The organism is Rhizobium sp. N324 (assembly GCF_001664485.1).
Classification (GTDB): domain Bacteria; phylum Pseudomonadota; class Alphaproteobacteria; order Rhizobiales; family Rhizobiaceae; genus Rhizobium.
On sequence record NZ_CP013632.1, the window covers coordinates 133,530 to 158,189 of the forward strand.

The 24,660-nt window shown below is 60.6% G+C and carries 21 protein-coding genes; 16 read left to right on the forward strand and 5 right to left on the reverse strand.

From position 1 onward, the window contains the following. Nucleotides 1–76 precede the first annotated feature (76 nt). Nucleotides 77–610, forward strand: a complete 534-nt coding sequence (locus AMK05_RS24410) for a carboxymuconolactone decarboxylase family protein (protein WP_064841893.1) — start codon at nt 77–79, stop codon at nt 608–610. A gap of 198 nt (nt 611–808) precedes the next feature. Here the strand turns inward: AMK05_RS24410 and AMK05_RS24415 are convergent, their stop codons facing one another. Further along, on the reverse strand, nt 809–1,810 hold the full coding sequence (locus AMK05_RS24415) for a LacI family DNA-binding transcriptional regulator (protein ID WP_064842288.1): 1,002 nt from the start codon (nt 1,808–1,810) through the stop codon (nt 809–811). Nucleotides 1,811–2,177: 367 nt separating this feature from the next. Here AMK05_RS24415 and AMK05_RS24420 point away from each other — a divergent pair, with 367 nt between their 5' ends. The 9 genes from AMK05_RS24420 (at nt 2,178) to AMK05_RS24460 (ending at nt 11,640) form a co-directional block, all read left to right on the forward strand. After that, entirely contained in the window at nt 2,178–3,023 is an 846-nt protein-coding gene (locus AMK05_RS24420; RefSeq protein ID WP_171899852.1) for a branched-chain amino acid ABC transporter permease, read from the forward strand. 2 nt (nt 3,024–3,025) lie between these two features. Further along, nucleotides 3,026–4,768 carry a branched-chain amino acid ABC transporter ATP-binding protein/permease gene (locus AMK05_RS24425; RefSeq protein ID WP_064841894.1) on the forward strand — a complete coding sequence of 581 codons (1,743 nt, stop codon included), beginning with the start codon at nt 3,026–3,028 and terminating at the stop codon, nt 4,766–4,768. Next, nucleotides 4,758–5,465 carry an ABC transporter ATP-binding protein gene (locus AMK05_RS24430; RefSeq protein WP_064841895.1) on the forward strand — a complete coding sequence of 236 codons (708 nt, stop codon included), beginning with the start codon at nt 4,758–4,760 and terminating at the stop codon, nt 5,463–5,465. The genes AMK05_RS24425 and AMK05_RS24430 overlap by 11 nt, the downstream gene beginning before the upstream one ends. Then, entirely contained in the window at nt 5,455–6,033 is a 579-nt protein-coding gene (locus AMK05_RS24435) for a cupin domain-containing protein (RefSeq protein ID WP_064841896.1), read from the forward strand. The genes AMK05_RS24430 and AMK05_RS24435 overlap by 11 nt, the downstream gene beginning before the upstream one ends. Before the next feature lie 63 nt (nt 6,034–6,096). Next, nucleotides 6,097–7,413: a phosphopyruvate hydratase gene (gene eno / locus AMK05_RS24440; protein WP_064841897.1), complete on the forward strand. Its 1,317-nt coding sequence runs from the start codon at nt 6,097–6,099 to the stop codon at nt 7,411–7,413. A gap of 98 nt (nt 7,414–7,511) precedes the next feature. After that, nucleotides 7,512–8,513 carry a VOC family protein gene (locus AMK05_RS24445; protein WP_064841898.1) on the forward strand — a complete coding sequence of 334 codons (1,002 nt, stop codon included), beginning with the start codon at nt 7,512–7,514 and terminating at the stop codon, nt 8,511–8,513. 81 nt (nt 8,514–8,594) lie between these two features. After that, nucleotides 8,595–9,812, forward strand: a complete 1,218-nt coding sequence (locus AMK05_RS24450) for an amino acid ABC transporter substrate-binding protein (RefSeq protein WP_190237349.1) — start codon at nt 8,595–8,597, stop codon at nt 9,810–9,812. Nucleotides 9,813–9,904: 92 nt separating this feature from the next. Continuing rightward, nucleotides 9,905–11,035 carry an alcohol dehydrogenase catalytic domain-containing protein gene (locus AMK05_RS24455; RefSeq protein ID WP_064841899.1) on the forward strand — a complete coding sequence of 377 codons (1,131 nt, stop codon included), beginning with the start codon at nt 9,905–9,907 and terminating at the stop codon, nt 11,033–11,035. Nucleotides 11,036–11,088: 53 nt separating this feature from the next. Further along, nucleotides 11,089–11,640 carry an NADPH-dependent FMN reductase gene (locus AMK05_RS24460; RefSeq protein WP_064841900.1) on the forward strand — a complete coding sequence of 184 codons (552 nt, stop codon included), beginning with the start codon at nt 11,089–11,091 and terminating at the stop codon, nt 11,638–11,640. Nucleotides 11,641–11,745: 105 nt separating this feature from the next. Here AMK05_RS24460 and AMK05_RS24465 read toward each other — a convergent pair whose 3' ends face one another. From AMK05_RS24465 to AMK05_RS24480, 4 genes are all read right to left on the reverse strand, one after another. Then, a complete protein-coding gene (locus AMK05_RS24465; RefSeq protein WP_064841901.1) occupies nt 11,746–12,741 on the reverse strand; it encodes a phosphotransferase family protein in 996 nt (331 codons plus the stop codon). Nucleotides 12,742–12,762: 21 nt separating this feature from the next. Next, the gene (locus AMK05_RS24470; protein WP_064841902.1) at nt 12,763–13,725 is read right to left on the reverse strand and encodes a C-terminal binding protein; all 963 of its coding nucleotides are present in this window, start codon (nt 13,723–13,725) and stop codon (nt 12,763–12,765) included. A gap of 88 nt (nt 13,726–13,813) precedes the next feature. Then, the gene (gene ppc, locus AMK05_RS24475) at nt 13,814–16,567 is read right to left on the reverse strand and encodes a phosphoenolpyruvate carboxylase (RefSeq protein WP_064841903.1); all 2,754 of its coding nucleotides are present in this window, start codon (nt 16,565–16,567) and stop codon (nt 13,814–13,816) included. 131 nt (nt 16,568–16,698) lie between these two features. After that, the gene (locus AMK05_RS24480; protein ID WP_064841904.1) at nt 16,699–17,613 is read right to left on the reverse strand and encodes a LysR family transcriptional regulator; all 915 of its coding nucleotides are present in this window, start codon (nt 17,611–17,613) and stop codon (nt 16,699–16,701) included. Nucleotides 17,614–17,729: 116 nt separating this feature from the next. Between AMK05_RS24480 and AMK05_RS24485 the strand changes: the two genes are divergently transcribed. The 6 genes from AMK05_RS24485 (at nt 17,730) to AMK05_RS24510 (ending at nt 24,567) form a co-directional block, all read left to right on the forward strand. Beyond that, the gene (locus AMK05_RS24485) at nt 17,730–18,905 is read left to right on the forward strand and encodes an acyl-CoA dehydrogenase (protein ID WP_064841905.1); all 1,176 of its coding nucleotides are present in this window, start codon (nt 17,730–17,732) and stop codon (nt 18,903–18,905) included. 59 nt (nt 18,906–18,964) lie between these two features. Continuing rightward, a complete protein-coding gene (locus AMK05_RS24490) occupies nt 18,965–19,852 on the forward strand; it encodes a 3-hydroxybutyryl-CoA dehydrogenase (protein ID WP_064841906.1) in 888 nt (295 codons plus the stop codon). A gap of 40 nt (nt 19,853–19,892) precedes the next feature. Then, nucleotides 19,893–21,557 (forward strand): electron transfer flavoprotein-ubiquinone oxidoreductase, encoded by a 1,665-nt coding sequence (locus AMK05_RS24495; RefSeq protein WP_064841907.1) that lies wholly within the window; start codon nt 19,893–19,895, stop codon nt 21,555–21,557. A gap of 47 nt (nt 21,558–21,604) precedes the next feature. Next, the gene (locus AMK05_RS24500) at nt 21,605–22,750 is read left to right on the forward strand and encodes a CaiB/BaiF CoA transferase family protein (RefSeq protein WP_064841908.1); all 1,146 of its coding nucleotides are present in this window, start codon (nt 21,605–21,607) and stop codon (nt 22,748–22,750) included. 114 nt (nt 22,751–22,864) lie between these two features. After that, nucleotides 22,865–23,614, forward strand: coding sequence for an electron transfer flavoprotein subunit beta/FixA family protein (locus AMK05_RS24505; protein WP_064840890.1), 750 nt, complete (start codon nt 22,865–22,867; stop codon nt 23,612–23,614). A 23-nt stretch (nt 23,615–23,637) separates the two neighbouring features. After that, nucleotides 23,638–24,567: an electron transfer flavoprotein subunit alpha/FixB family protein gene (locus AMK05_RS24510; RefSeq protein ID WP_064840891.1), complete on the forward strand. Its 930-nt coding sequence runs from the start codon at nt 23,638–23,640 to the stop codon at nt 24,565–24,567. Nucleotides 24,568–24,660 lie beyond the last annotated feature (93 nt).

The following is a 24,660-nucleotide window of genomic DNA, read 5'->3' on the forward strand; positions in this document are numbered from 1 at the left end:
CCTGTTGAGCAGACTGGTTCCACATCGGGCTGCCTTGGACAGGGAGATTTGCGAAGACAAAGCTGAGGGTGGAGAAATGGCACGCGTAAAATATGTCTCGAATACCGAGCTGGCCGCGACGCAGCCAGCGCTCAATGAGCGCTTGCTGAAGGAGAGGAAAGTTCCGACCGGAAATATCTTCCTGGCGCTCGCCAACGCTCCCGCGATCCTCGATGATTTCCTCACTTACGCCAATGCGGTGCGGGCTGCCGACCTCAGCCCGAAGCTGCGGGAGATGGCAATCCTGACGGTCGGGTACTGCACAAACTCCGAATATGAGGTGAAGCATCACCACTCTCATGGGCTCAAGGCCGGCCTGACGGAGGAGCAGTTCCATGCAATTCCGCATTTCGAGACCTCGGATCTCTTTGACGAGCAGGAAAAGGCTGTGATGGCCTTTGCCAAGGAATCGACGCTGAACGTCGATGTTCCCGATGAGGTGTGGAACGGAGTCGCAAAGTTCCTGTCGGAGAAGCAACTTGTCGAGCTCTCGATCAACGTCGCTTGGTACAATTCCGGCGTTCGCCTCATGGGCGCATTGAAGATCGACCTTGAAGAGGGATACCGCTGAGCAGCCAGGCGGCGCGCAAGCCGCGCCGCCTCGGCTTGCCGCATGGTCTAGCGGCGATCATCGAGATCTTCCAGGGCTTTCAGCGTCCGACCCTGGATACGGGATGAGTCGCAGCCGATCGAAGAGAGGTGCGTGTCGCCGGACGGGCGCCTCTCTCCGATCCCGCTTGCAGCGGGAGATCTCTGGCCTGCCGGCGTTTCACGGAGTGCCCGTGCTGCCGCGGATGACCAGGTGGGGCGGGGAGATGAAGCTGTAGGGCTTGCTGAGGTCGCCCTTGTTCTGAAGGTGGTGCAGGAACCAAAGTCCGCAGGCGGTCGCCAACTCCGAAACGGGCAATTGGACTGTCGTCAGTCCCGGACCCCACCACCGATACCCAAGCTCATCGCCAAATCCGACGACCGAAATATCTCGAGGGACGCTCAAGGCCTGGTCCTGGATTTCGTCAATGACGCCGGAGGTATTTTGCACCGCGCCGATCACAAGCGCCGTCGGTCGATCCTTTAGGGAAAGGAGGCGGCGCACGGCCTCCCGTCCAAATTCGGGCAAGGAGGGCGCGCCAAGCTCCTCGTGAACGGTTATGGCTCGGCCGGCGCTTTTGACGGCGTCCCGGAAACCCTGCACGCGCGCCGCGCCGGTGGGCAGTTCTTCCGTGCCGCCGATATAGGCGATGCGTTTGTGACCTGCGTTGATGATGTGTTCGGTGCTCTCGTAAAGCGCCCGTCTGTCATCGATCCCAAACCATTGGTCGCCGAGCAGCGGCGCCTTTCGCAGCAATTGGATATGCGGCGTCATCTTCAGGATTCGCGCGGAATCGGGATGAGGTTTTGCACTCGGGACCAGAATGATCCCGGCGACGTTGACGCTCGTGAGTTCCCTGATGTGGCGAAGCTCGTGCATTCTGTCGTCATCGGTTTCGCACAAGGTCAGCTGGTAATTCGCCGACAGAAGGCACTGCGAGAGGGCGTGGGCAATCGTCGAATAAAAGCTGTTCCGGATATCTGGAACGATCAGCCCGACGAGATTGCTCTGCACCCCACGCATCATGCGTGCAGCACGATTGGCAACGTAGCCCGCTTGAGCGGCGGCTTCGTTCACCTTTCGCTTCATCTCCGCGCTGATGCGGCGATCGTCGGCCAGGGCGCGGCCCACGGTCGAGGGGGAAACTTGAAGTATCGCGGCGATGTCTTTAATTGTTACCATCGTGTCGAGCTCGGAATTGTCGCTTTGGCCAACGATAGCATTGGCGTCGCGGTTGTCAAACCTTCTATACCGTTTAAGTAGCAATCATTTGATTTTTCGCCCCCATGACTTGGCCGGCGTCGCCGATCGCGATTTTAAGTAAAAATCTTTCAGACACTTAAGTCTATCGGTCGGGATTGCTGCGCCGACGGCGGCGCGCTCGCGCAGGCGCTTCGGAGCCAATTAACGTCGTCAAAGCCGTTGACAGGAGGCCCTTGCTGTGGCACGAATGTTTGTGCGAACGTTAGCGCAAGCGGGAGGAGGCATAACGTATGGATATTCTGGTGTTCCTGGCATCGGTCATCACCTCAGCAGGGCGTGGATCCTGATGACCGCCGCTCTCTTCTTGCAATCCGCTGTTGGCGGCGTCCTGTTGGGCGGGATCTATGGCCTGCTGGCGATGGGTCTCAGCCTGAGCTGGGGCCTGTTGAGGCTGGTGAATCTCAGCCACTTCGCGCTGGCTTTCCTTGGCGCTTACCTGACCTACCAACTCGGCACCGTTTATGGCGTTCCGGCATTCTTGAGCGCTCTTCTGATTGCACCGCTGTTCTTTGCGCTCGGCGTTGCCCTGCACAGCGTGTTCGTGCGCTTCAAGGTGAAGGAGTTCGCCTCTCTGCTGGTGACGTTCGGCGTCACGATCCTGATCGAGTCGCTGATCCAATGGGTCTGGTCGGCCGACTTCCTTCGTTACGAAACACCCTATGCCCAAACCACCATCCGGCTCGGCCCGATCTTCGTGCCCGTGCTGGACCTTTCGGCCTTTGTCTGCGCCGGCGTGCTTGCTGGGGGCGCCTGGTACGCGTTGAACAGGACCATGCTCGGCAAGGCGCTGCGTGCCGCTGCCCATGACGCCCCCGTAGCGTCAGCATTCGGAATCAATGCCACGCGTGTGTCATATATTCTGGCCGGCCTTTGCTCGGCGACAGCCGGGATCGCCGGCGTCTTCATTGCCCTGATCGGAACTTTGGCGCCATCTCAAATCGAGGCCTGGATCGGCGTCGTATTTGCTGTCGCCATCATTGGCGGATTGGGCAGCCCCATCGGGGCGCTGGGTGCCGGAGTGCTGATTGGCGTGGCCGAGAGCCTTACCATGTCCGTCGTCAATCCCGCCTGGGCGCCGCTCGTGGCATTCAGCGTGCTCATCGTCATCCTCCTGCGTAAACCGGTGATTTGACCATGAAAAAGCTTCTCATCACAGCACCGATCGTGGCGATTTTGGCCTCGCTGCCTTATCTGGGAATGGCGGATTACTACCTTTCCTACCTGTACATCATCTTCTTCTGGGTCGTGCTGGCAACGAGCTGGGGCATCCTCAGCGGTTACACGGGCTACTGGAGCTTTGGTCACGCCGCATTCTTCGGGATTGGTGTCTATACGACGGCCACGCTGACGACGCAGTTGTCCTGGCCTTTCGTCGCCACGATTCCTGCCGCGGCCCTGCTGGCGGCCGCGGTCGCCGTCCTGATTGGCTTGGTCGTCTTTCGCTCAGGCGCTCTGCGCGGTGAGTTTTTTGCGCTGCTGACTCTGTCGGTGACGTTTGTCATCGCGGCCATTGTGTCGAACACCTCTCTGGACTCCGGCACAGGCGTCTTCCTCTCGGGGATCGAAATCCCGATGATCGGCGCGACGGCGTCCGGTTCCCTTTATATGTTCGGGCTTATCGCGGCTCTTGCGGCGCTGGCCACCTCATACTTCATCTTTCACAGCAAATTCGGTCTGGGCTTGCTGGCAATCCACGACGATGAAGACGTCGCAGAGGTGAAGGGCGTTCCGACGTTCCGCTATAAGCTGATCTCGTTTGCCGTCTCGTCGGCGCTTGCCGGCGCAATGGGTGCGATCCACGCCGTATATGTCGGATACGTCACGGTTGGTGAGACATTTGCTGTGACCGTGCCCCTCTATGTCGTGCTCATGAGCATTCTTGGCGGTGCGCGCCATTGGGCCGGGCCTGCGATCGGCGCGGTCATGATCACCGTGCTGCAGAGCGCTATCGTCAGCGGCGCTCATGCGGAATTCGGCCGTGCGGGCGTGGCTCTTGCGCTGATCGTCGTCATTCTGGTGCTGCCGTCAGGCATCGTTCCCAGCCTTATTCGCAGGTTCGCCGGCAAACGCAGCGGAATTGGCGCAGCTAAGGCGGCTGCCCAGGCCGTTACTGAGCTCGCCCCGTCAACCGCGGCAGGTTCGGATCCGGTGCTTCTCAAATGCGAGGATGTCACGAAGTCCTTTGGCGGTATCCGCGCCTTAACCGGCGTGAGCTTGGACGTCTGGCGGGGCGAAATCCTAGCCCTGGTTGGGCCGAATGGCTCCGGCAAATCCACACTGATCAACATGATCAGCGGCCACTACGCCATGACCTCAGGTACGATCACTCTCGAGGGCGAGGAGATCTCCGGTCGATCACCGCACTGGATCGCGCAGCAGGGCGTGGCGCGGACCTACCAGATCCCGCGTTTGTTCGACAATCTGAGCGTCCTCGAAAACGTTGAGCTCTGCGCGAAATTCGGCAGTGCGGATGGCATGGGCGCGGCTGCGACCGACGCAGTCGCCAGGCAGGCGCTCGCCTTCACCGGCCTGGCCGACAAGGCCACCGTTCTGCCCGACGCACTGAACCTGCATGACCGGAAGTTTGTCGAATTCGCCAGGGCGCTGGCTGCAAAACCGCGGCTGCTCCTGCTCGACGAGGTGCTTTGCGGCTTGAATCCGGCCGAGGTCGACCACGCGGTCGAAATGATCAAGCGGATCAAGGCCGGCGGTACGACGATCATCTTCGTCGAACATCTCATGAGGGCGGTTGTCGCGCTGGCGGACCGTGTCGCGGTGCTGGATCAGGGCAAAGTTCTGGCGCTTGGACAACCAAGCGAAACGATGCGGGATCCGGCAGTGGTCCGCGTATATCTGGGAGGCAGTCATGCTGCTTGAGGTCGATAGGATCGAGGTCGGCTACGGAGATGCGATCGCTCTGTGGGACCTGTCCATCAGTGTAAGGCCAGGCGAGATTGTTTCGGTCGTCGGCCCGAACGGCGCGGGCAAGAGCACGCTGGTAAACGCCATCGCCGGCATTCTTCGGCCGCACAAAGGAAAGATCGTTATCGAGGGTAACGACGTTTCGAAAGTGCCGAGCCACCGGGTCTGCGACTACGGCATAGCGGTGGTCCCGGAAGGGCGCCGTCTCTTCACTGCGATGACGGTCCTCGATAACCTGCTGCTCGGTGCCTACCGCTCGCTCGCTCGTGCGGAGCGCGACGCCACGCTCGCTGAGGTGTTTCAGCTTTTCCCTGTTTTGAAAGAGCGCCAGGCTTCATTGGCTGGCTCCTTGTCGGGCGGGCAGCAGCAGATGGTGGCGATCGGCCGCGGCCTGATGGCCAAGCCGCGCGTGCTGCTCATGGACGAGCCGTCGCTCGGGCTGTCGCCGTTGATCGTCGGTGAAATGTTCAAAATCATCCAGATGATCAACGAGCGAGGCGTAGCCGTGCTGCTCGTTGAGCAGAACGTCAACAAGGCGCTGGAAATCGCCCATCAGGCCTACGTGATCGAGCAGGGCCGCGTGACGGCCTCCGGAGCGCCTGAGGTTCTCGTCAACGATCCAAGCATCAGGGAGGCCTATCTTGGCATCTGAAACGTCGAGCGGGAGAGTCCCCGTGCATATTAGGCGCGTTGTGACCGAGCACGGCAATAAGGGTGCTGCCAGCTTCGCTGAGGACGGCGCCGCGCCGCGCACGGATATATTCAGGACGGTCCCTGGATTGGTGTCGCGGATGATCTGGTCGACGTCGGCTTCGACGGCCGTGCCGTTCAACGGAACCGATCCCACTTCGCAGGTGACAAGCTTCGTCCCGGAACCCGGCGAAACGCGGTTTTTAGTGCTAACGTTCCCACCGGATGCCGTTTTTATGTCGCCGGACTTTGACGGTCCGGCAGCTATGGCGGAGAATCTGGCGGTCAGTCCCGGTTTGGCCGAACGCTTTGAACCGGATGGCAAACATCAAACGCCCACCGTCGATTATGGAATCGTTCTCGACGGCGAGATCTGGATGGAACTCGACGATGGCAACGAGACGCGCTTGGGCCAGTTCGACGCCTTCGTACAGAATGGAACGCGCCATGCCTGGCGAAACAAAAGCGACAGACCGGCAACCATCGCCGTGGTGCTGGTTGGCGCACGGACCGCCGATACGACGGATTAAGATGACGGCCTCCGAGGCCTCGATGAGCCAAAATTTCAATCTGACCATGTGGACCAACTGAACATGACCAACACCGAAATCCGAAAAGTGCAGGGCCGCCGCGTCTGGGATTCTCGTGGCAGGCCCACCGTCGAGGTAGAAATCGAGCTGGCCTCCGGTGCCATCGGCCGGGCCATCGCACCCGCCGGCGCATCGACCGGCACCGGCGAAGCTCTCGACCTTCGTGACGGCGGCAGCGCCCTTGCCGGCCTGGGCATCAACAAGGCCCTGACTGCCGTCAATGGCGAGATCGCCAAGCTGCTGGTTGGTCGGGATGCCAGCGATCAAGCCGAGCTGGACCACGCCATCATCGAGCTTGACGGCACTAAGAACCGGAGCAGGCTGGGTGGAAATGCATCGGTAGCAACATCGATGGCGCTGCTTCACGCCGCAGCGGCGGCGGCCGATCAACCGATCTGGCGATATCTTGCAGGCTCCGACAAGGGAATTACCATGCCGCTGCCGGAAATCCAGATTTTCGGCGGCGGAGCACACGCGGCGCGCCGGGTCGATGTCCAGGATTTCATGATCATGTGCCCTGCCGCCTCGACATTCTCGGAGGCTCTGGAGTGGACCGCTGAAGTCTACCGCGCCGCGGGTGAGATTATGAAACGTGCCGGCAAGCTCCAGGGCGTGGCGGACGAGGGAGGTTACTGGCCAGCCTTCACCAGCAACGAAGAGGCTCTCGATGCCCTGGTGCGCTCGATCGAGGCTGCGGGGCTGAAGCCAGGCGCCGAAGTTGCGATATCGCTCGACATTGCGGCTTCCGAATTCGGCCGTAAGGGCAAGTATTCGCTGGCGCTGGAAGATCGGCAGCTCGATACGGCCAAGATGATCGATATGCTTGGCGGCTGGCTCAAGGCCTATCCGATCGTCTCGATCGAGGATCCGCTCGCCGAGGACGATCCTGACGGCTTCAAGGAATTTACCGCCCGCTACGGCTCCAGATGCCAGATCATCGGCGACGACTTCTTCGTGACGAACGCGGCGCGGGTAACCGAAGCGATCAGGGATAAAAGCGCCAATGCCGTTCTGATCAAGCCGAACCAGGCGGGCACGATCACTGAGACCTTCGAGGCGCTCTCCGTCGCCAAGAAAGCGGGTTTCCGGACAATCGTTTCGGCGAGATCAGGCGAGACGGAAGACGTGACGATCGCCCATCTCTCGGTCGGCTGGAATGCCAGGCAGCTCAAGGTCGGATCGTTCTCACGCTCCGAGCGGATGGCCAAGTGGAACGAGGTTCTTCGGATCGAGGAGGCGCTTGGAAAAGAGGCTTCGTTCGCCGGGTGGTCGGCGCTGGACTTGGCTGAAAAGCCAGCCGTCGTTGCCGCCGTCGGTTAGAATTTGGATGGGCCGGGTGCGGGTCTCGCGTAAAAACAGGCGTTGACAAAACACTCGGCCGTTTTATGCTAACGTTAGCAAAACTCGATGAGGATGACATGCTTCCGGCTGTTAATTTGAAACCTCCCTTCAACATCACGCGCTTCAGCCATGTCGTGCTTGAGGTCAATGATGTGGGACGCAGCCGGGATTTCTATGTCAATGTCGGCGGCCTCGTCGAAACGGAATTCGAAGATGGTGTCTCCTACCTTCGCGGACTGTCAGAGGCCTGTCACCACAGCCTGGTGCTCGCACCCGCCGGCGGCAAGCCGGCGTGCAGGCGGATCGGTTACAGGGTGTTCCTGGAGGAGGATCTGGACAAGGCCAAGGTCTTCTTCGAGGAGAAGGGGCTTCCGGCGGAATGGATCGACGTTCGAAACCAGGGGCGGACCCTGCTTGTCAGCGATCCCTCGGGGGCTCGCATCGAGCTTTGCTCCAGCATGAGCGTTCATCCCCGCAAGTTTCTCGAAGTGCATGAACATCGCGGCGCCCGGGCCCAGGGGCTCGACCATTGCCAGGTCATCGTCGCCGATCCGCTGGGTCTGAGCGCCTTCTATGGCGAACTCGGTTTCCGGACGTCGGAATATATCGCGGCGGGCGACGATCTCATTGCGAACTTCATGTATCGCAAAGGTGTCTGCCTCGACCTGGCCCTGGTGCCCGGCATCGGCCCGCAGCTGCATCATTTTGCTTATACGGTTCCCGAAAGCAGCGACATCTTCGCCGTCTGCGACTTTGCCAGCCGTTACGGATATGGAGACAGCGTCGAGCGAGGGCCTGGCCGTCATGGCCCTTCGGGAGTCCTGTTCGTCTATCTGCGCGATCCGGATGGCCACCGGGTGGAGTTCTTCAACAATCACTACACCACGATAGATGCGGAATTGGAGCCCATTCGCTGGGACGCGGCATCTCTGAGCACCAATGTCCATTGGGGCATGCCGGCCGTCTCGAAGTGGTTCTTCGAGGCCAGCGAATTTACGGGAGTACCGCTGGAGCACCCCGAGAGAATGCCGAACCCGATGACGCTGGAACGCTACGCGGAAGGGCTCGCGAAGAGCTGAGACCTGCCGCCGGCGGCAGGAGACCGAGGCGCCGCGGACCCGTGAGCGCGATGCCATGCCGGAAACACTTGGGAGGATGAGATGAGTGCGAATTCCATTAAACTGAACAGACGTGCATTTCTCGGCTCTGCCGCCGCCGCGGCGGCTTTCGGCGCGATGCCGAAGGTTTTCGCGCAAGGTGGGCCCATCCGCGTCGGCGGAACGCTGCCGTTGACAGGTCCGCTTGCAGGCGTCGGCGCAATCCATAAGCTTGCGGCAGAGGTGTTCGTCGAACAGATCAACGCCAAAGGCGGTATTCTCGGACGGAAGGTGGAGTTCGTCCTTCTCGACGACCAATCGCTTCCCGCCAATGCGCGAACCCTTTACGAGCGTCTGGTGACGGCCGATAAGGTCGATCTGCTGATGGGGCCTTATGGCACCTCCTCGATTATCGCGGCGATGGGCGTTGCCGCGCGGTTCAAGAAGATGCTCGTTCAGAGCAGCCTCGGCGACCCGAGCCTCGCGCCCTATCCGCTGCAGTTCCCGTCGCTTCCGATCGGGGCCGAGCCGCAGTTGACCGACACCGAGGTCGTTCTCGATGCCTATGCGAGCCTGCCGACCCCTCCCAAGACGATCGCCTTCGTCACCAGCAAATTCCCGTCGGCACTGACAATCGCCAAGGGCGGCCAGCAAGTCGCCGAGAAGCGTGGCATCAAGAACGTGCTGGAGCTTGAATACGAATTCGGCACCAAGGACTTCGGCGCCATCGCCAACCGCATCAAGGCGGCAGATCCGGATCTGTTGTGGTCCGGTGCGATCGGCATGGAGGCCGTGCAGCTTCTCGATGCGATGAGCCGGATCGATTACCAGCCAAGAAACCAGTTCTATCTGTTCCCGGCGCCCGGCCCGACTGCGGCGCACCCCAAAGCGAGTGGCCTGACCTCGCTGACCTGGTTCGAAGAGCACGAACCATTCCTCAAAAATCACGGCGCCCAGGAGTTCGTAAGCGCCTATGACGGAAAGGCGAAGGCGGCAGGCTTCCCCTATCCGCGCGCCGAATATCAGGCCGCCGTCGAATATGCTGCGTGGCAGATCCTTGCGGCGGCAGCTGAAGGGGCGGGGAAGCTGGACGATGCCGCGATGGCTGCGTGGCTGCGCGCAAATCCCGTCGAGACGGTCGTCGGGACAAGGACTTTCGACGGCAAGTTCAATGCCGGAAAGCCATCGACGAAGCTCAAGCAAGTTCAAGGAAAGGATTGGGTGACTGTCTGGCCTGCGGACTTCCGACCGGCCGGCAAGGAGTTCCTGGCCGCCCTCTGACGAAACCGCTCGGCGCTGCCGCGCACCTGTCTGAAACTGAAAAAATGCATTCGGTCGGGCACGGTTCGACCGATGTCCCTATGGAGGAGTAAATGGTTAAAACTATGATCGCCGCCCGGCTGCATGCTCTGCATCAGCCGATGTCGTTGGATGAGATTCCGGTTCCCACGCCCCGGCCCAACGACGTCCTGGTGCAGGTCAGGGCTTGCGGTATCGTGCCCAACATGGCCAACGTCATCAATAACTGGCCAACCTGGTTTCCCCACCAGCCGCTGCCGAAGTTTCCGGCAGTGTTCGGCCTGGATCCGGCCGGGGTCGTCGCCGAAGTGGGCGAGGCGGTCACCAATGTCAAAATTGGCGATCGTGTTTATGTCAGCCCTCTCAGATCCTGTGGTTCCTGCAAGGCGTGCCGGTCAGGCAACCGCAGCCAATGCCGCTACTACACCTTGAACGGCTACTTCAGCACCAGCCGCGATGGTCAAAGAATCTTCGATCTTTATCCCTATGGCGGCTTCAGCCAGTACATGACTGCCCCGGAATATTCACTCGTGTGCCTGCCGGATAATCTCAGCTTCGAACAGGCCGGCCGCTTCGGCTATCTCGGCACATCCTACGGCGCCCTGAAGAATGCACAGGCCGGACCCGGCCAAGTTTGCCTCATCGACGGGATTACCGGCACGCTTGGCGTCGCGGCTACCAAGCTCGCTCTCGCCATGGGCCTCTCCAAAATTCTGGGCACCGGCAGAAACAAGGAATTGATGGACCGCATAAAGGCCATCGCTCCCGATCGCATCGACACGATCATGCTCGGCGAGGGCTCGACCGGAGAATGGGCAAAGGCCCAAACCGGCGGCGAGGGGGTGGATTTCGTCATCAGCGCGCTGGGTGCCAGAGCCCCCGCCGCGACCGTGGTCGATTCCATGCGCGGCGTTCGTCGAGGCGGCCGTGTGGTTGTGGTTGGCGGCGTCGCGGAAGATGTTCCTGTTGATGTGAAGTGGCTGATGGACGAGCAGGTTCAGCTCATCGGCTCTAACTGGTTCAGCGCTGCCCAGGGGCAGGAAATGGCCGACATGGTCCGCACCGGTGCGCTCGACCTCTCCTATCTCGAGCACAAGGTCTATCCGCTCGAGCGGGTGAACGAAGCCATCTCCGGCATCGGCGAACGCGATGGCGGCTTCAGCAACTACGTGGTCGTTCCGCCGGTTCCCGCCGTCTGGCAATAACAATCACCGGCGCCGGCTGCGGCCGGCGCCTCCCTCACGCGAGAAGAGAGAACATGTCCAAGAAAGATATCGCGGTCCTGGTCGGGAGCCTTCGTCAGGCTTCGATCAACCTGAAATTCGCCCGTGCCATGCAGAAAGTGGCGCCTGACGGATTGAACCTGGAAATCGTGCCGATCGGCGACCTTCCGCTCTATAACCAGGACCTTGAGACCGAAACGCCGCCGGTGGAATGGTCGTCCTTCCGCGAGCGCATCAAGGCTTGCGATGGCGCAATCTTCGTGACGCCGGAATATAATAGATCCGTGCCTGCGGCATTGAAGAATGCGATCGAAGTCGGCTCCCGGCCGTATGGGAATAGCGTGTGGGATCACAAGCCCGGCGCGGTGACCGGCGCTTCTCCCGGTCTCATCGGCGGCGCAGCGGCAGCACTTCAGCTCCGAGTTATCCTGACCAACATCAACGTGCCGACTATGCCCCAGCCTGAAGTTTACCTCAGCACGGCCGACAAATTGGTGGGCGACCATGGGATATTCCTCAACGAAGGAACCCAGAAGTTCATCGAGAGCTTCCTGGTTGCGTTCGAAAGCTGGGTCGCCCGGTTCTGAGCCGCAGCAGAGCAACACTTCATCCGCCATCGCGAACACAGCGCGGTGGCTTTTTCTTTTTCATCTGCAGTGAAAAGCGTACTGCTCCGGAAAAGCCTGGGTTCCTTACGGAAACCAGGCCTGCGCCACGTCAGCGAGCTTTTGCGGAGGCGACGCGATCAATGGAATAGCAGCCTTGCGGACCGCCTCGCGCTGGCATTCGTCGCTTATGTATTCGACGGGCGATTTGCCATCGACCCGGGCGAGGAAGAGGGTGGGCAGCAGGCTTGCGGCCCGGGCCTCGAGAGCGTCCCGATCTTCCCAATCGACCTGATCCATGTAGGCTGCCGTCAAGGCCGCGAATGACGATGCGAGCTCGGATGCCGCCTTTGCGGCAACGATCTTCTTCAGCAGCAGATGGTTCAGGCAGAAGGCCAGGTCGAAAGCCGGATCGCCGAACCAGGCGCATTCGGCATCGAGGAACACAGGGCCGTTCCTGCCCAGCAGGATGTTCTTCGGGCTGACGTCGCCATGGACCAGCGCCAGCTTTGTTTCGGCCGTGCGCTGAACCAACTCGGCCAGGCGATCGCTGACGAAAGGATGTTTGGCGGCAGTCGCCACCAGGTAGGGCTCCAGCCGAAGCGCAAAGAAGTTCGATCCGGAGTCAAATTTTTCCGGCAACCCCGGAGTGCGGGCACTGACGGAATGGATCTGTCCAATCCGCTGGCCAATGACCTCTGCCGCCTTTCGGTCGACGCTCCCATGAAGCAGGTTGGTCTTCCAGAGCGGGTAGTCGTCGCTCGGAAGAAACTCCATTGCGAAAACACCAGACGGCCCGTCGTGCGCGAGAGGCTTCGGAACGGCGGAAGGGAAATGCTCGGCCACGAAGGAGATCCAGTTCCATTCGTATAGATTTCTCGACACCGGCGCCTGCCAATCGGCGGATACTTTAAGCTTGGCAAGTGCGCGTTTCACGCAGATAAGCCGGCCGGGAAGCTCCACGCGGTAGATATCTGAAGAAACGCCACCCGTCAGGGGCTTATAGATCGCTTCCTCGGAAGCGCTCTTCAGGCCGCTCTTCAGCAGGAAATCGTCGAAAATCGTGGTCTCGGCTGCAGACATGAATTCAGTGTCCTTGCGGCATTAGCGGCGGGGGCTGTTGCGGGCTTGTTCGGGCATCTCTCCAGAGAGAACCCTGACGACCTCTTCTGCTGCCCGGCGGCGCAGCTCGATCAGCGAGGCATCCGAGGAGAAGGCGACATGCGGCGTGATCATCGCGCCCGGGTGAGCAATCAACTCCGGGGGAACGCGTGGCTCATCCTCGAGCACATCGAGGCCGACACCGCTCAGAATGCCGGCGGCCAAGCCCTCGATCACGGCGGCGGTATCCACGACGCCGCCTCGGCTGACGTTGATCAGCAGGCTTCCACGCCGCATCTTCGAGATGGCGTCCCTGTTGATCAGATGACGCGTCGCAGGCGAAAGCGGCGCATGGACAATGACGATATCGCTCTTGGCCAGAAGCGTATCGAAGTCGGCAAGCTCCACATTATCAGGCACGTTCGAGGCATGGGGATCGTGCGCCGTCACGCGGCATCCCAGCGCCTGCATCTTTGCCGCCGTCGCACGGCCGATGCGACCGAAGCCGACGATGCCGCAGGTCAGTTCCGAAAGCCGGCGGAGATTTGCCGAAGCCGGGTCCCAGCGGCCATCGCGAACCTCGCGATCGAAGTGGATCAGGCCGCGGGCCCAGGCAATTGCAAAGCCGATGGCATGATCGGACACTTCCGTGACGCAGTAGTCGGGCACGTTCGTGACCCATATTCCCCGCTCGGTGGCCGCATCGACGGCAATATTGTCCAGGCCGACTCCGAGACGCGCGACGATCTTGAGATTGGGAGATGCAGCGATCGCCGTCTCGCTGACCTGAGCCCAGCAGGTCAGGATGGCGTCCGGCTTATGCTCTGCGGCCAAAGCGTCGATATCGGAAGAGGGCGACGGCTCGGCAGGGCCGCTGACGAGGGTAAACCCGGCTCCCTCGATCACCTCCCGCTCCACCTTGTCATCCGGCCAGGCGTAGTCCGTCAACAGTACGGTCCGCGTCATGATTTCCTCCCAATTTGTGCAAACGTTAGCGCAATAATTTCACCGTGGTCAAGAAAAATAGGCTGACGCCATCCGCATTGACGGCTCGCTAGCCGCTGTTTCGCAGCCCGGCGGCGATTCCATTGATGGTCAGGTGCAGCGCCTCCTCCGTATCCTGATCTCGTTCTCCGGCGCGGTGGCGGCGAAGAAGGTCGATCTGCATGTGGTTCAGTGGATCGAGGCATGGAAAGCGATGATGGATCGACTGCTTCAACGCCGGATTATTCTCCAGGAGCGAGGCCTGATCCGTTATGTCGAACAATGCGGCCGTCGTCGCTTCCCATTCGTCTTTTATGCGTGCGAAGATTTTCTCGTGGGCGGATGCATCAGGGGCGAGGGCCACGTAGCCTGCCGCGATCGTCATGTTGGTTTTGGCCAGCACCATCTCCATGTTGGCGATCAGCGTCTGAAAGAAAGGCCAATCCCGACGCATCCTTTGAAGAGTTTGCAATCCGTCGGGGTGTCTGGCCAGCCACTGTCCGATGGCCGAGCCAAATCCAAACCAGCCCGGCAGCATGATGCGGCTTTGCGACCAGCCGAACACCCATGGGATCGCGCGAAGGTCTTCGATGCGGTGAGACGAACTGCGTGAGGCTGGGCGGCTGCCAATGTTCAGTTTTGCGATTTCGCCAATGATTGTGGCTTCCCAGAAGAACCGTTCAAATCCTTCGGTCTCGTAAACCAAAGAGCGATAGGCGGCAAAAGCGAGCTCGGACAGCTCTTCCATGGCGTCGAGATATTCGGGATCCGGCTCGTGTGCGTCGGAAGGCAGTAAAGACGCTTCCAGCGTCGCGGCGATCAGCAGTTCCAGATTTCGCCGGCCGAGTGCTTGATTGGAATATTTCGCTGCAATGACTTCGCCTTGTTCCGTCAGCCGGATCGATCCGGCAACCGCGCCGGGCGGCAGGGCGGTGATGGCCTCATAGCTCGGACCGCCGCCGCGGCCTACGGAGCCGCCGCGGCCGTGAAACAGGCTGAGGCGAATGCCCTCACGCTCGAAAAGCCGAATGAAGGCCATCTCTGCCTTATAAAGTTCCCATCCCGACGTCAGATAACCGCCGTCCTTGTTGCTGTCGGAATAGCCGAGCATGATTTCCTGTTTGCCGCCGAGCGCCTTCAAGTATGTGCGATAAGCTTCTGTGGCCAAAACCGTCTGCATCACGTCATGCGAGTTTCGAAGATCCGAGATTGTCTCGAAAAGCGGTATGATGTTGACTGACGCCGCTTCTGGCTCATCGGGCCGGAACATTCCCACCTCGCGGAATAGGATCATGACCTCGAGAAGGTCGGAAGGGCTTGCCGCCTTCGAGATGATGTAATTCGGGATGCTGGCGCTGCCATAATGCTTATGCGCCTCGGCGGCTTCACGCAGGACGGATAGCTCCGACATCGTCTCGGCCGAATAGGTCTTGAGCGGTGTAACCAGCAGCTGGGAGGAGCGGAGTTCCTCGGTGAGCAAGCGGATCCTGTCGCTCTCGGCGAGCGCTTCATAGCTTGTGCCGGGGCGCACGTTCTCGAAAAGCTCATGAATAACCCGCTGATGAACCTCGGAATTCTGTCTCAGATCGAGGCTGACAAGGTGAAAGCCGAAGACGTCTACGGCGCGTTGGAGGTTGCGCAGCTTCCCAGCGGCGATCTTTTCTGCGCCATTGGCTTTTAGCGATTTGCTGATCGTCGCCAGGTCTGCGGCGAATTCTGTAGGGTTCTGGTAGCGAGGGGCGGCGGCTACAGGTTCGCGAACCAGCTCCGTGCTGCCGAATTTACGGGCCGTGGCCGCCAGGCGAGCATAGATACCCGAGATCGCCAAGCGATATGGCTCGTGCCGGCGTTGCTCCGATCTATCGGGAGAGACGGTCGCGAGGCGCTGAAGGTCCCGCGAGACCTTCACATACCGATCATCCAAGGAAAGTTCGGCGCCAAGGCTGTGCAGCTCGCCGAGATAGAACGAGAAAACTCTCTCACTCTGCAGCCGGAGCGCCTCCCTCAGGGTCTCGCCGTTGACATAGGGATTGCCATCCCTGTCGCCGCCGATCCACGAACCCATGCGCAGGAATGGCGGCAGCGCGTCATGACCGAAGCTCCAGGGCGAGGCTCGAAGCTGATTTTCGAGAGCCCCATAAACTTCCGGGATGACGCGGAAAATGGTACTGTCGTAATAGGACAGGCCATTGAGGATTTCGTCCACGACCTGCAGCCGCCGCCCTCGCAGGCTGTTCGTTTGCCAAAGCGTCGTCGTCGCTCTTTCCAAATCCTCCCGATATCGATCCGCCTCCTGCGCCGTCAGGCCGGCATGGTCGAGCCGGCTCAAGCATCGTGCAAGCTCCTGCTCGATGTCGATAACGCTCTTTCGCCGAACCTCGGTGGGGTGCGCGGTAAAAACGGGCGAGACGATCGCTTCCGACAGCAGCTTACGGATATCCTCCACCTCTACGCCGGCGGCAGCGAGAACCGAAAGCGATCTGGCAATCGTTCCCGGCATGGCAGGTTCGCCATCGGCGATGCCGAAGCGCTGCACTCTGGCCTGATGAGCGTCTTCGGCGATGTTTACGAGCTGAGAGAACTGGCTGAACGCGCGGATCACGCGCTTCAGGGTGCGGGGAGGCATGTCTGCGCAGAAGGGGGCGAGTTCGCCGTTCAGGCGTGGGCTGGTCTTTCTGCGGCCGGTTACCGAGAGGGCGCGGACGCGTTCTACGGTCTCCCGGGTCTCCCTGCCGTCGCTGGCTTCAATGGCTTCGCACAAAAGGCGGCCGAGCAGTCGAACATCCTTCACCAGGGCCCTGGCCGTGAGGCGCCTTCCCGGCATGCCTGTTTTTCTCACTTGAAGATCCACATGTGCATTCCTTATGCTAACGTTAGCATAAAACTGGCAGGATTTGGCCGAAGAGTCAAGAATGCTTGCAATCGAGCAGGAGCGAAGGGTCGAATAGCTCCGGATTAGCCGGCAGCGCCTTGCTGGTAACGCGCGATCTCTTCCAAGAGCCATGCTCGGAATGCGACGACAGGGCGGAAGTCCTTCCTGCTGAGCGGCGCGACCGCATAATAGGCGCTGGGGCTTTTGACCTGATGCGGGAAGGCTTGAACGAGCTGGCCATTCGCAAGCTCGGAATCGATGAGGAAAAGCGGCATCAAAGCGAGCCCCAGCCCGGCAATGCAGGCTTGGGCCACGCTGCTGAACTGTTCGAACCGCATCGCCTGCGACGGGGCCCCGCTGACCTGGAGGCTTTCGAAAAAATGGCTCCAGGCTCCAGGCCGCGATGCCATCTGCAGAAGCGGAAGGCGAAGTAGATCTTCAGCTTTCAGGACGGGATGCGAGTTCAGAAAAGACGGGGAGGCGACCGGCGCCACCATCTCCTCCATGAGAAATGTGCTTTCCGCACCCGGCCAGTCGGGCTGGCCGATATGGATCGCCATATCGATGTCGTCGCGGTCGAAATCGAACACTCCTATGCGCGTCGCGAAGTTCAATGTGATCTCCGGATGTCTGGCGACAAACTGCGGAATGCGCGGCATCAGCCAGCGGGTGCCGAATGTTGGCAGGATCGCCAGATTGAGTTGATCGTTATGCTGTTTGGTCATGGCATGCAGTGACGCGGAACGGATTTCCGCCAGAGCGGCGGCAATTGCCCGCGCATAGTCGGTGCCGGCGTCGGTGAGGATGACACCACGGCTGGTGCGCTCGAAAAGCAAAACGCCCAGTTGTTCTTCCAGCGCGGCAATCTGCCGGCTGATGGCACCCTGCGTCAGCGAAAGCTCCTCGGCCGCCGCAGAGAAGGTGTTCAGCCGTGCGACGGAATCGAAAGCGGCGAGAGCGGAGGTCGAGGGAAGGAGCCGTCGCGAGAGGTTTGCCATGGGCTATTACTACAGCTCATAGGCCGATGAGTAAACCTCGCTTTCTCGATGGTGGAAAACCGGCTTTTATTTCATCAAATTGAACTGCCAAAAACCTCAACGGGAGGATAACGATCTTGGCCTTTTCTTGGAATGACCCTTTTCTGCTCGATGACCAGTTGACCGAAGATGAACGGATGATCCGCGAGTCCGCTGCGGCTTTCGCACAATCCGAACTTTTGCCGCGCGTCCACGACGCCTATCTCGAGGAAACGACCGATCCGGCGCTGTTCAGGTTGATGGGGCAGACCGGCCTTCTCGGTGTGACGCTGCCGGAAGAGTACGGGGCCGCGAACGCATCCTACGTCGCTTACGGCCTTGTGGCTCGCGAGGTCGAACGCATCGACTCCGGATATCGCTCGATGATGAGCGTGCAATCCTCACTGGTCATCTACCCGATCTTCGCCTACGGCTCTGACGAGCAGAAGAAGAAGTATCTGCCGAGCCTCGTTTCGGGTGAACTGATCGGCTGTTTCGGCCTGACCGAGCCCGATGCCGGCTCCGATCCCGGCGGTATGAAAACCCGCGCCGAGAAAATTGAAGGCGGCTACCGACTCCGCGGCTCGAAGATGTGGATCTCGAACTCGCCGATTGCCGATGTTTTCGTCGTCTGGGCAAAATCCGAGGCCCACAACAATGAAATACGCGGCTTCGTTCTCGAAAAGGGCATGAAGGGACTTTCGGCTCCGAAGATCGGCGGCAAGCTTTCGCTGCGTGCCTCGATCACAGGCGAAATCGTGATGGACAGTGTCGAGGTTACCGAGGATGCGCTCCTGCCCGGCGTTTCCGGTCTCAAGGGGCCGTTCGGCTGTCTCAACCGCGCCCGTTACGGCATCTCCTGGGGCGTCATGGGAGCGGCCGAGGACTGCTGGTTCCGCGCTCGTCAATATGGCCTGGACCGCAAGCAGTTCGGCAAACCGCTTGCAGGGATGCAGCTCTATCAAAAGAAGCTCGCCGATATGATGACCGAGATCACGCTCGGACTGCAGGGTTCGCTTCGGGTTGGCCGCCTGATGGATGAGCACAAGATGGCCCCGGAAATGGTCTCGCTCGTCAAGCGCAACAATTGCGGGAAGGCGCTGGATATCGCGCGGCAGGCCCGGGATATGCATGGCGGCAACGGCATCCAGATCGAATACCATGTCATGCGCCACGCGCAGAATCTGGAAACGGTCAACACATATGAAGGCACCCATGACGTCCACGCCCTGATCCTTGGGCGGGCCCAGACGAGCCTCCAGGCGTTCTTCTAATTCCCCATAAACTGTTTGGCAGAGATCGTCCTTCAATCTCCGGATCAACGAGAGGCAGCATGCCTATAGCGAATAAGATATCTACCGTCGCCGTCATCGGCGCCGGCCAGATGGGGACTGGCATCGCGGAAGTCGTGGCGAAACACGGGTACGAGGCAATGGTCTACGACCTCGATGGCAATCGAGTGCGAGCGAGCATCGAAGCAAGTGCCGGATATTTCGAACGGCAGGTCGAATCCGGCAAAATGCCGGGCGAGGCGGCTGCGCAAGCGATCTCCCGAATAAAGGGAGCGTTCTCGCTCTCGGATCTGGCGAGCGCCGATTTGGTCGTCGAAGCGGTCAGTGAGAATGAAGACGTCAAGAGAAAGGTCTTCACGGGCGTCTGCCCCGCCCTGAAGCCCGAGGCGATCGTGGCGACGAACACATCGTCGCTCTCCATAACGCGGCTCGCCGCGTCGACCGACAGGCCCCATCGTTTCATAGGGATACACTTCATGAATCCGGTACCGGTTATGAAGCTGGTCGAGCTAGTTCGCGGCATCGGTACGGATCAGGAGACGTTTGCTATTGCGAGGGATTTCGCCGAATCCATCGGCAAAACCGTCACCGTCTCCGAGGATTTTCCGGCTTTCATCGTAAACCGCGTCCTCATCCCCATGATCAACGAAGCGATCTACACGCTCTATGAGGGTGTCGGAAACGTGGAAGCCATAGACACCGGCATGAAGCTCGGCGCCAATCATCCGATGGGGCCGCTCGAACTGGCCGATTTCATCGGTTTGGACACATGCCTTTCCATCATGCAGGTCCTTCACGAAGGACTGGCTGATAGCAAATACCGCCCATGCCCGCTGCTGGTCAAGTATGTCGAGGCCGGCTGGCTCGGCCGCAAGGCGCAACGCGGGTTCTACGACTACAGCTACGTTCCGGCGCGGCCAACCCGCTGATCCCATCGCATTTCAACCTCGAGATTGTCAGGCATCGATCATGAGCGAAGAACACGTAGGCGAGGGTCGAGAGAGCATGGAATTCGACGTGGTGATCGTCGGCGGTGGTCCGGCCGGTCTTTCTGCGGCGATCCGGCTGAAGCAGGTCAATCCGGAATTGTCGGTCGTGGTCCTGGAGAAGGGCGCCGAGGTCGGCGCCCATATTCTCTCCGGCGCCGTGGTCGATCCGATCGGCATCGACCGGCTGCTGCCCGGCTGGCGCGACGAGGCCGATCATCCGTTCAAGACGGAAGTCACATCAGACCACTTCCTGCTGCTCGGCCCGGCCGGCTCGATCCGCCTGCCGAATGCGCTGATGCCGCCCTTGATGAACAATCACGGCAACTACATCGTCTCGCTCGGCAACGTCTGTCGCTGGCTGGCGGGCAAGGCCGAAGAGCTCGGCGTCGAGATCTATCCGGGCTTTGCCGCCGCCGAAGTGCTCTACGACGACAAGGGCGCGGTCATCGGTGTCGCCACCGGCGACATGGGCATCGAGAAGAACGGCGAGCCCGGCCCGAACTATACCCGCGGCATGGAGCTGCGCGGCAAGTACACGCTGATCGGCGAAGGCGTGCGCGGTTCGCTTGCCAAGCAGCTGATCGCCAAGTTCGATCTGCAGAAGGATCGTGAGCCGCAGAAGTTCGGCATCGGCATCAAGGAACTCTGGCAGGTCAAGCCGGAGAACCACAAGCAGGGCCTGGTGCAGCACTCCTTTGGCTGGCCACTGGGGATGAAGACCGGCGGCGGTTCGTTCCTCTATCACCTCGAAGACAATCTGGTGGCGGTCGGCTTCGTCGTTCATCTCAATTACAAGAACCCTTACCTTTATCCCTTCGAGGAATTCCAGCGCTTTAAGACCCATCCGGCGATCCGCGGAACCTTCGAGGGCGGCAAGCGGCTCTCCTATGGGGCGCGTGCCATCACCGAGGGCGGTTATCAGTCGGTGCCGAAGCTGTCTTTCCCCGGCGGAGCGCTGATCGGCTGTTCGGCCGGTCTCGTCAACGTTCCCCGCATCAAGGGCAGCCACAATGCGGTGCTGTCGGGCATGCTCGCGGCCGAGAAGCTGGCCGCTGCCATCGAAGCTGGCCGCAGCCATGACGAGGTGGCCGAGATCGAGAACGACTGGCGCAAGGGCGACATCGGCAAGGATCTCAAGCGGGTGCGCAACGTCAAGCCGCTGTGGTCGAAGTTCGGCACGGCACTCGGTGTGGCGCTCGGAGGCCTCGACATGTGGACGAACACGCTGTTCGGCTTTTCTTTCTTCGGCACGCTTGGCCACGGCAAGACCGATGCGCAAAGCCTGGAACCGGCCGCGCAGCACAAGCCGATCGCCTATCCGAAGCCGGACGGCGTTTTGACCTTCGACCGCCTGTCCTCGGTGTTCCTGTCGAACACCAATCACGAGGAGGATCAGCCGGTGCATCTGCAGGTCAAGGACATGGGCCTGCAGAAGCGTTCGGAACACGACATCTATGCCGGCCCGTCGACGCGCTACTGTCCGGCCGGGGTCTACGAATGGGTGGAGAAGGACGGGCAGGACACCTTCGTCATCAACGCCCAGAACTGCGTGCACTGCAAGACCTGCGACATCAAGGACCCCAACCAGAACATCAACTGGGTGCCGCCACAGGGCGGCGAGGGGCCGGTCTATCCGAACATGTAGGGCAGGATGTTGGTCTGCGGGCTTGGGAATGATGAAAGGAGTTACCGATGCAATTTCCGCTTGAAGGCGTTCGAATCGTCGAACTGGCGCGTATCCTGGCCGGTCCATGGGCTGGACAGACACTTGCCGACCTGGGAGCAACCGTCATCAAGGTGGAAAGTCCGGAGGGCGACGATACGCGCCGCTGGGGACCTCCCTTCATCAGCGATGGCGATGATGTCGCTGCAGCCTACTTCCATAGCTGCAATCGCGGAAAACTGAGCATAACGGCGGATTTCAACTCGGCGGAAGACGTCGACAGACTTCGTGCACTGATCGCAAACGCGGACGTCGTGATCGAGAACTTCAAGGTCGACGGGCTGAAGAAGTTCGGTCTCGATTACGAGAGTCTGAAGGCGATCAATCCGAGGCTGATCTACTGCTCTATTACCGGCTTCGGCCAAACCGGCCCATATGCCGGGCGTGCAGGTTATGATTTTATCGTCCAGGGCATGGCCGGCATCATGGATTTGACTGGTGAGCCGGGCCGGGAACCGCAGAAAATTGGCGTGGCATTTGGCGATATCTTCACCGGCCTCTATTCGGTCATCGCAATCCAGGCCGCCCTGATCCTCCGGAACAGCACAGGTAAGGGACAGCATATCGATATGTCCCTCTTCGATAGCACGGTCGCTGTGCTGGCCAATCAGGCGATGAATTTCCTGGCCTCCGGAAAGGCGCCGACGCGGCTCGGCAATGCGCATCCGAACATCGCGCCATATCAGGTATTCCCGGTGTCAGACGGCAATATCATTATCGCCTGCGGAAACGACAGCCAGTTCGCACGCGTCTGCGATGTCCTGCGGCTGTCGTCTGTGGCCGCCGACGCCCGTTTCAAGACGAACGCGGACAGGGTTCGTCATCGAGAGGAACTCACGTCGGTGATGGAGGCGCGGACGAAGCTGTTCAAACGGACGGATTTGCTAGCCGACCTGGCGCGCGTGGGGGTTCCGGCCGGACCGATAAACACTGTGGAAGACGTTTTCGCGGATCCGCAAGTCGCGCATCGAGGAATGTCGATCATAAATGACGGGATTGCAGGCATCCGGACACCAATCATCTTCTCTGGAACTGCGCTTACCTCCAACAGGAGATCGCCCAAGTTGGGTGAGCACAATGGCGCGGTTCCCTTTGATTGGTCATCGAAGACCTAGCTCGGCGAATGCGTGTTGAATATCGACGTGAGATGCCTGCGCCATAAGCCCGCCGCGGCGCAGTGGGCAGCTTTGTCGGCACAGCTAACACATTGGCAAAGATGGAGATAGGCCATGAAGATTCTCGTGCCCGTCAAGCGCGTCGTCGACTACAACGTGAAGATCCGGGTGAAGCCGGATGGTTCCGGTGTCGAGCTTGCCAATGTGAAGATGTCGATGAACCCGTTCGACGAGATCTCGGTGGAAGAGGCGCTGCGGCTGAAGGAAGCCGGCAAGGCTGAGGAAGTGGTGGTGGTGTCGATCGGTCCGGCCAAGGCCGAGGAGACGCTGCGCACCGCGCTGGCCATGGGTGCCGACCGGGCGATCCTGGTCGAGACCGATGATGCCGTCGAGCCGCTGGCTGTCGCCAAGATCCTCAAGGGCGTGGCCGATGCCGAGCAGCCGGGATTGGTCATCGTCGGCAAGCAGGCGATCGACGACGACAGCAACCAGACCGGCCAGATGCTGGCCGCCCTGCTCGGTTCGGCGCAGGCGACCTTCGCCTCGAAGATCGAGATCGGTGACGGCAAGGCAACGGTCACCCGCGAGGTCGATGGCGGCCTGCAGACGATCGAGATCAAGCTGCCGGCGGTGATCACCTCGGATCTGCGTCTCAACGAACCGCGTTATGCCTCGCTGCCGAACATCATGAAGGCGAAGAAGAAGCCGCTCGACAAGAAGAGCCCGGCTGATTTCGGCGTCTCCACCACGCCGCGGCTGAAGGTGCTGAAGACCGAGGAGCCCTCGGGCCGCAAGGCCGGCGTCAAGGTCAAGTCGGTCGCCGAACTCGTCGACAAGCTGAAGAACGAAGCCGGCGTGCTTTAAGGCAGGAAAGAGAGAACACCATCATGACCATTCTTCTTCTGGCCGACCACGACAATGTCAGCCTTTCCGACCAGACCGCCAAGGCGCTGACGGCCGCAAGCCAGATCGGCTCCGATATTCATATTCTCGTCGCCGGCAAGGGCGCCAGGGCTGCGGCCGATGCCACGGCCAAACTCGCCGGTGTCTCCAAGGTGCTGCTCGCCGAAAGCGACGAACTGGCTAACAATCTGGCCGAGCCGCTCGCCGACCTGATCGTCTCGCTCGCCGGCGCCTACGACACCATCCTCTCGGCCGCCACCTCGGTCGGCAAGAACGTGCTGCCGCGGGTCGCCGCCCTGCTCGATGTCGCCCAGGTCTCGGAGATCATCGAGGTCGTCAGCCCCGACACCTTCAAGCGGCCGATCTATGCCGGCAATGCCATCCAGACGGTGCAGGCAAGTGATGCCAAGAAAGTGATCACCGTGCGCACCGCCTCGTTTGCCTCAGCCACGGAAGGCGGCTCGGCAACGGTGGAGGCGATCGCGGCAATCTCCAATCCGGGCCTGTCGCGTTTCGTCGACGATGCGCTGTCGGCTTCCGATCGTCCGGAACTGACCTCGGCGAAAATCATCCTTTCCGGCGGCCGGGCACTCGGCTCGGCGGAGAAGTTCCGGGAAGTCATCCTGCCGCTTGCCGACAAGCTCGGGGCTGCCGTCGGCGCCAGCCGTGCGGCCGTCGACGCCGGTTATGCGCCGAACGACTGGCAGGTCGGTCAGACCGGCAAGGTCGTCGCGCCGCAGCTTTATATCGCCGCCGGCATCTCCGGGGCGATCCAGCATCTGGCCGGCATGAAGGATTCGAAGCTGATCGTCGCCATCAACAAGGACGAGGAGGCGCCGATCTTCCAGGTTGCCGACTACGGTCTGGTCGCCGATCTGTTCGAGGCTCTGCCGGAACTGGAAAAGGCGCTCTAAGCGAGGGGACAGAACGTGGCGCGCGCGGTAGGACGTCCAATCAAACGAGGGGCAGACCTTCTCCCGAACCAGATCGACAATCTAACCCGATGT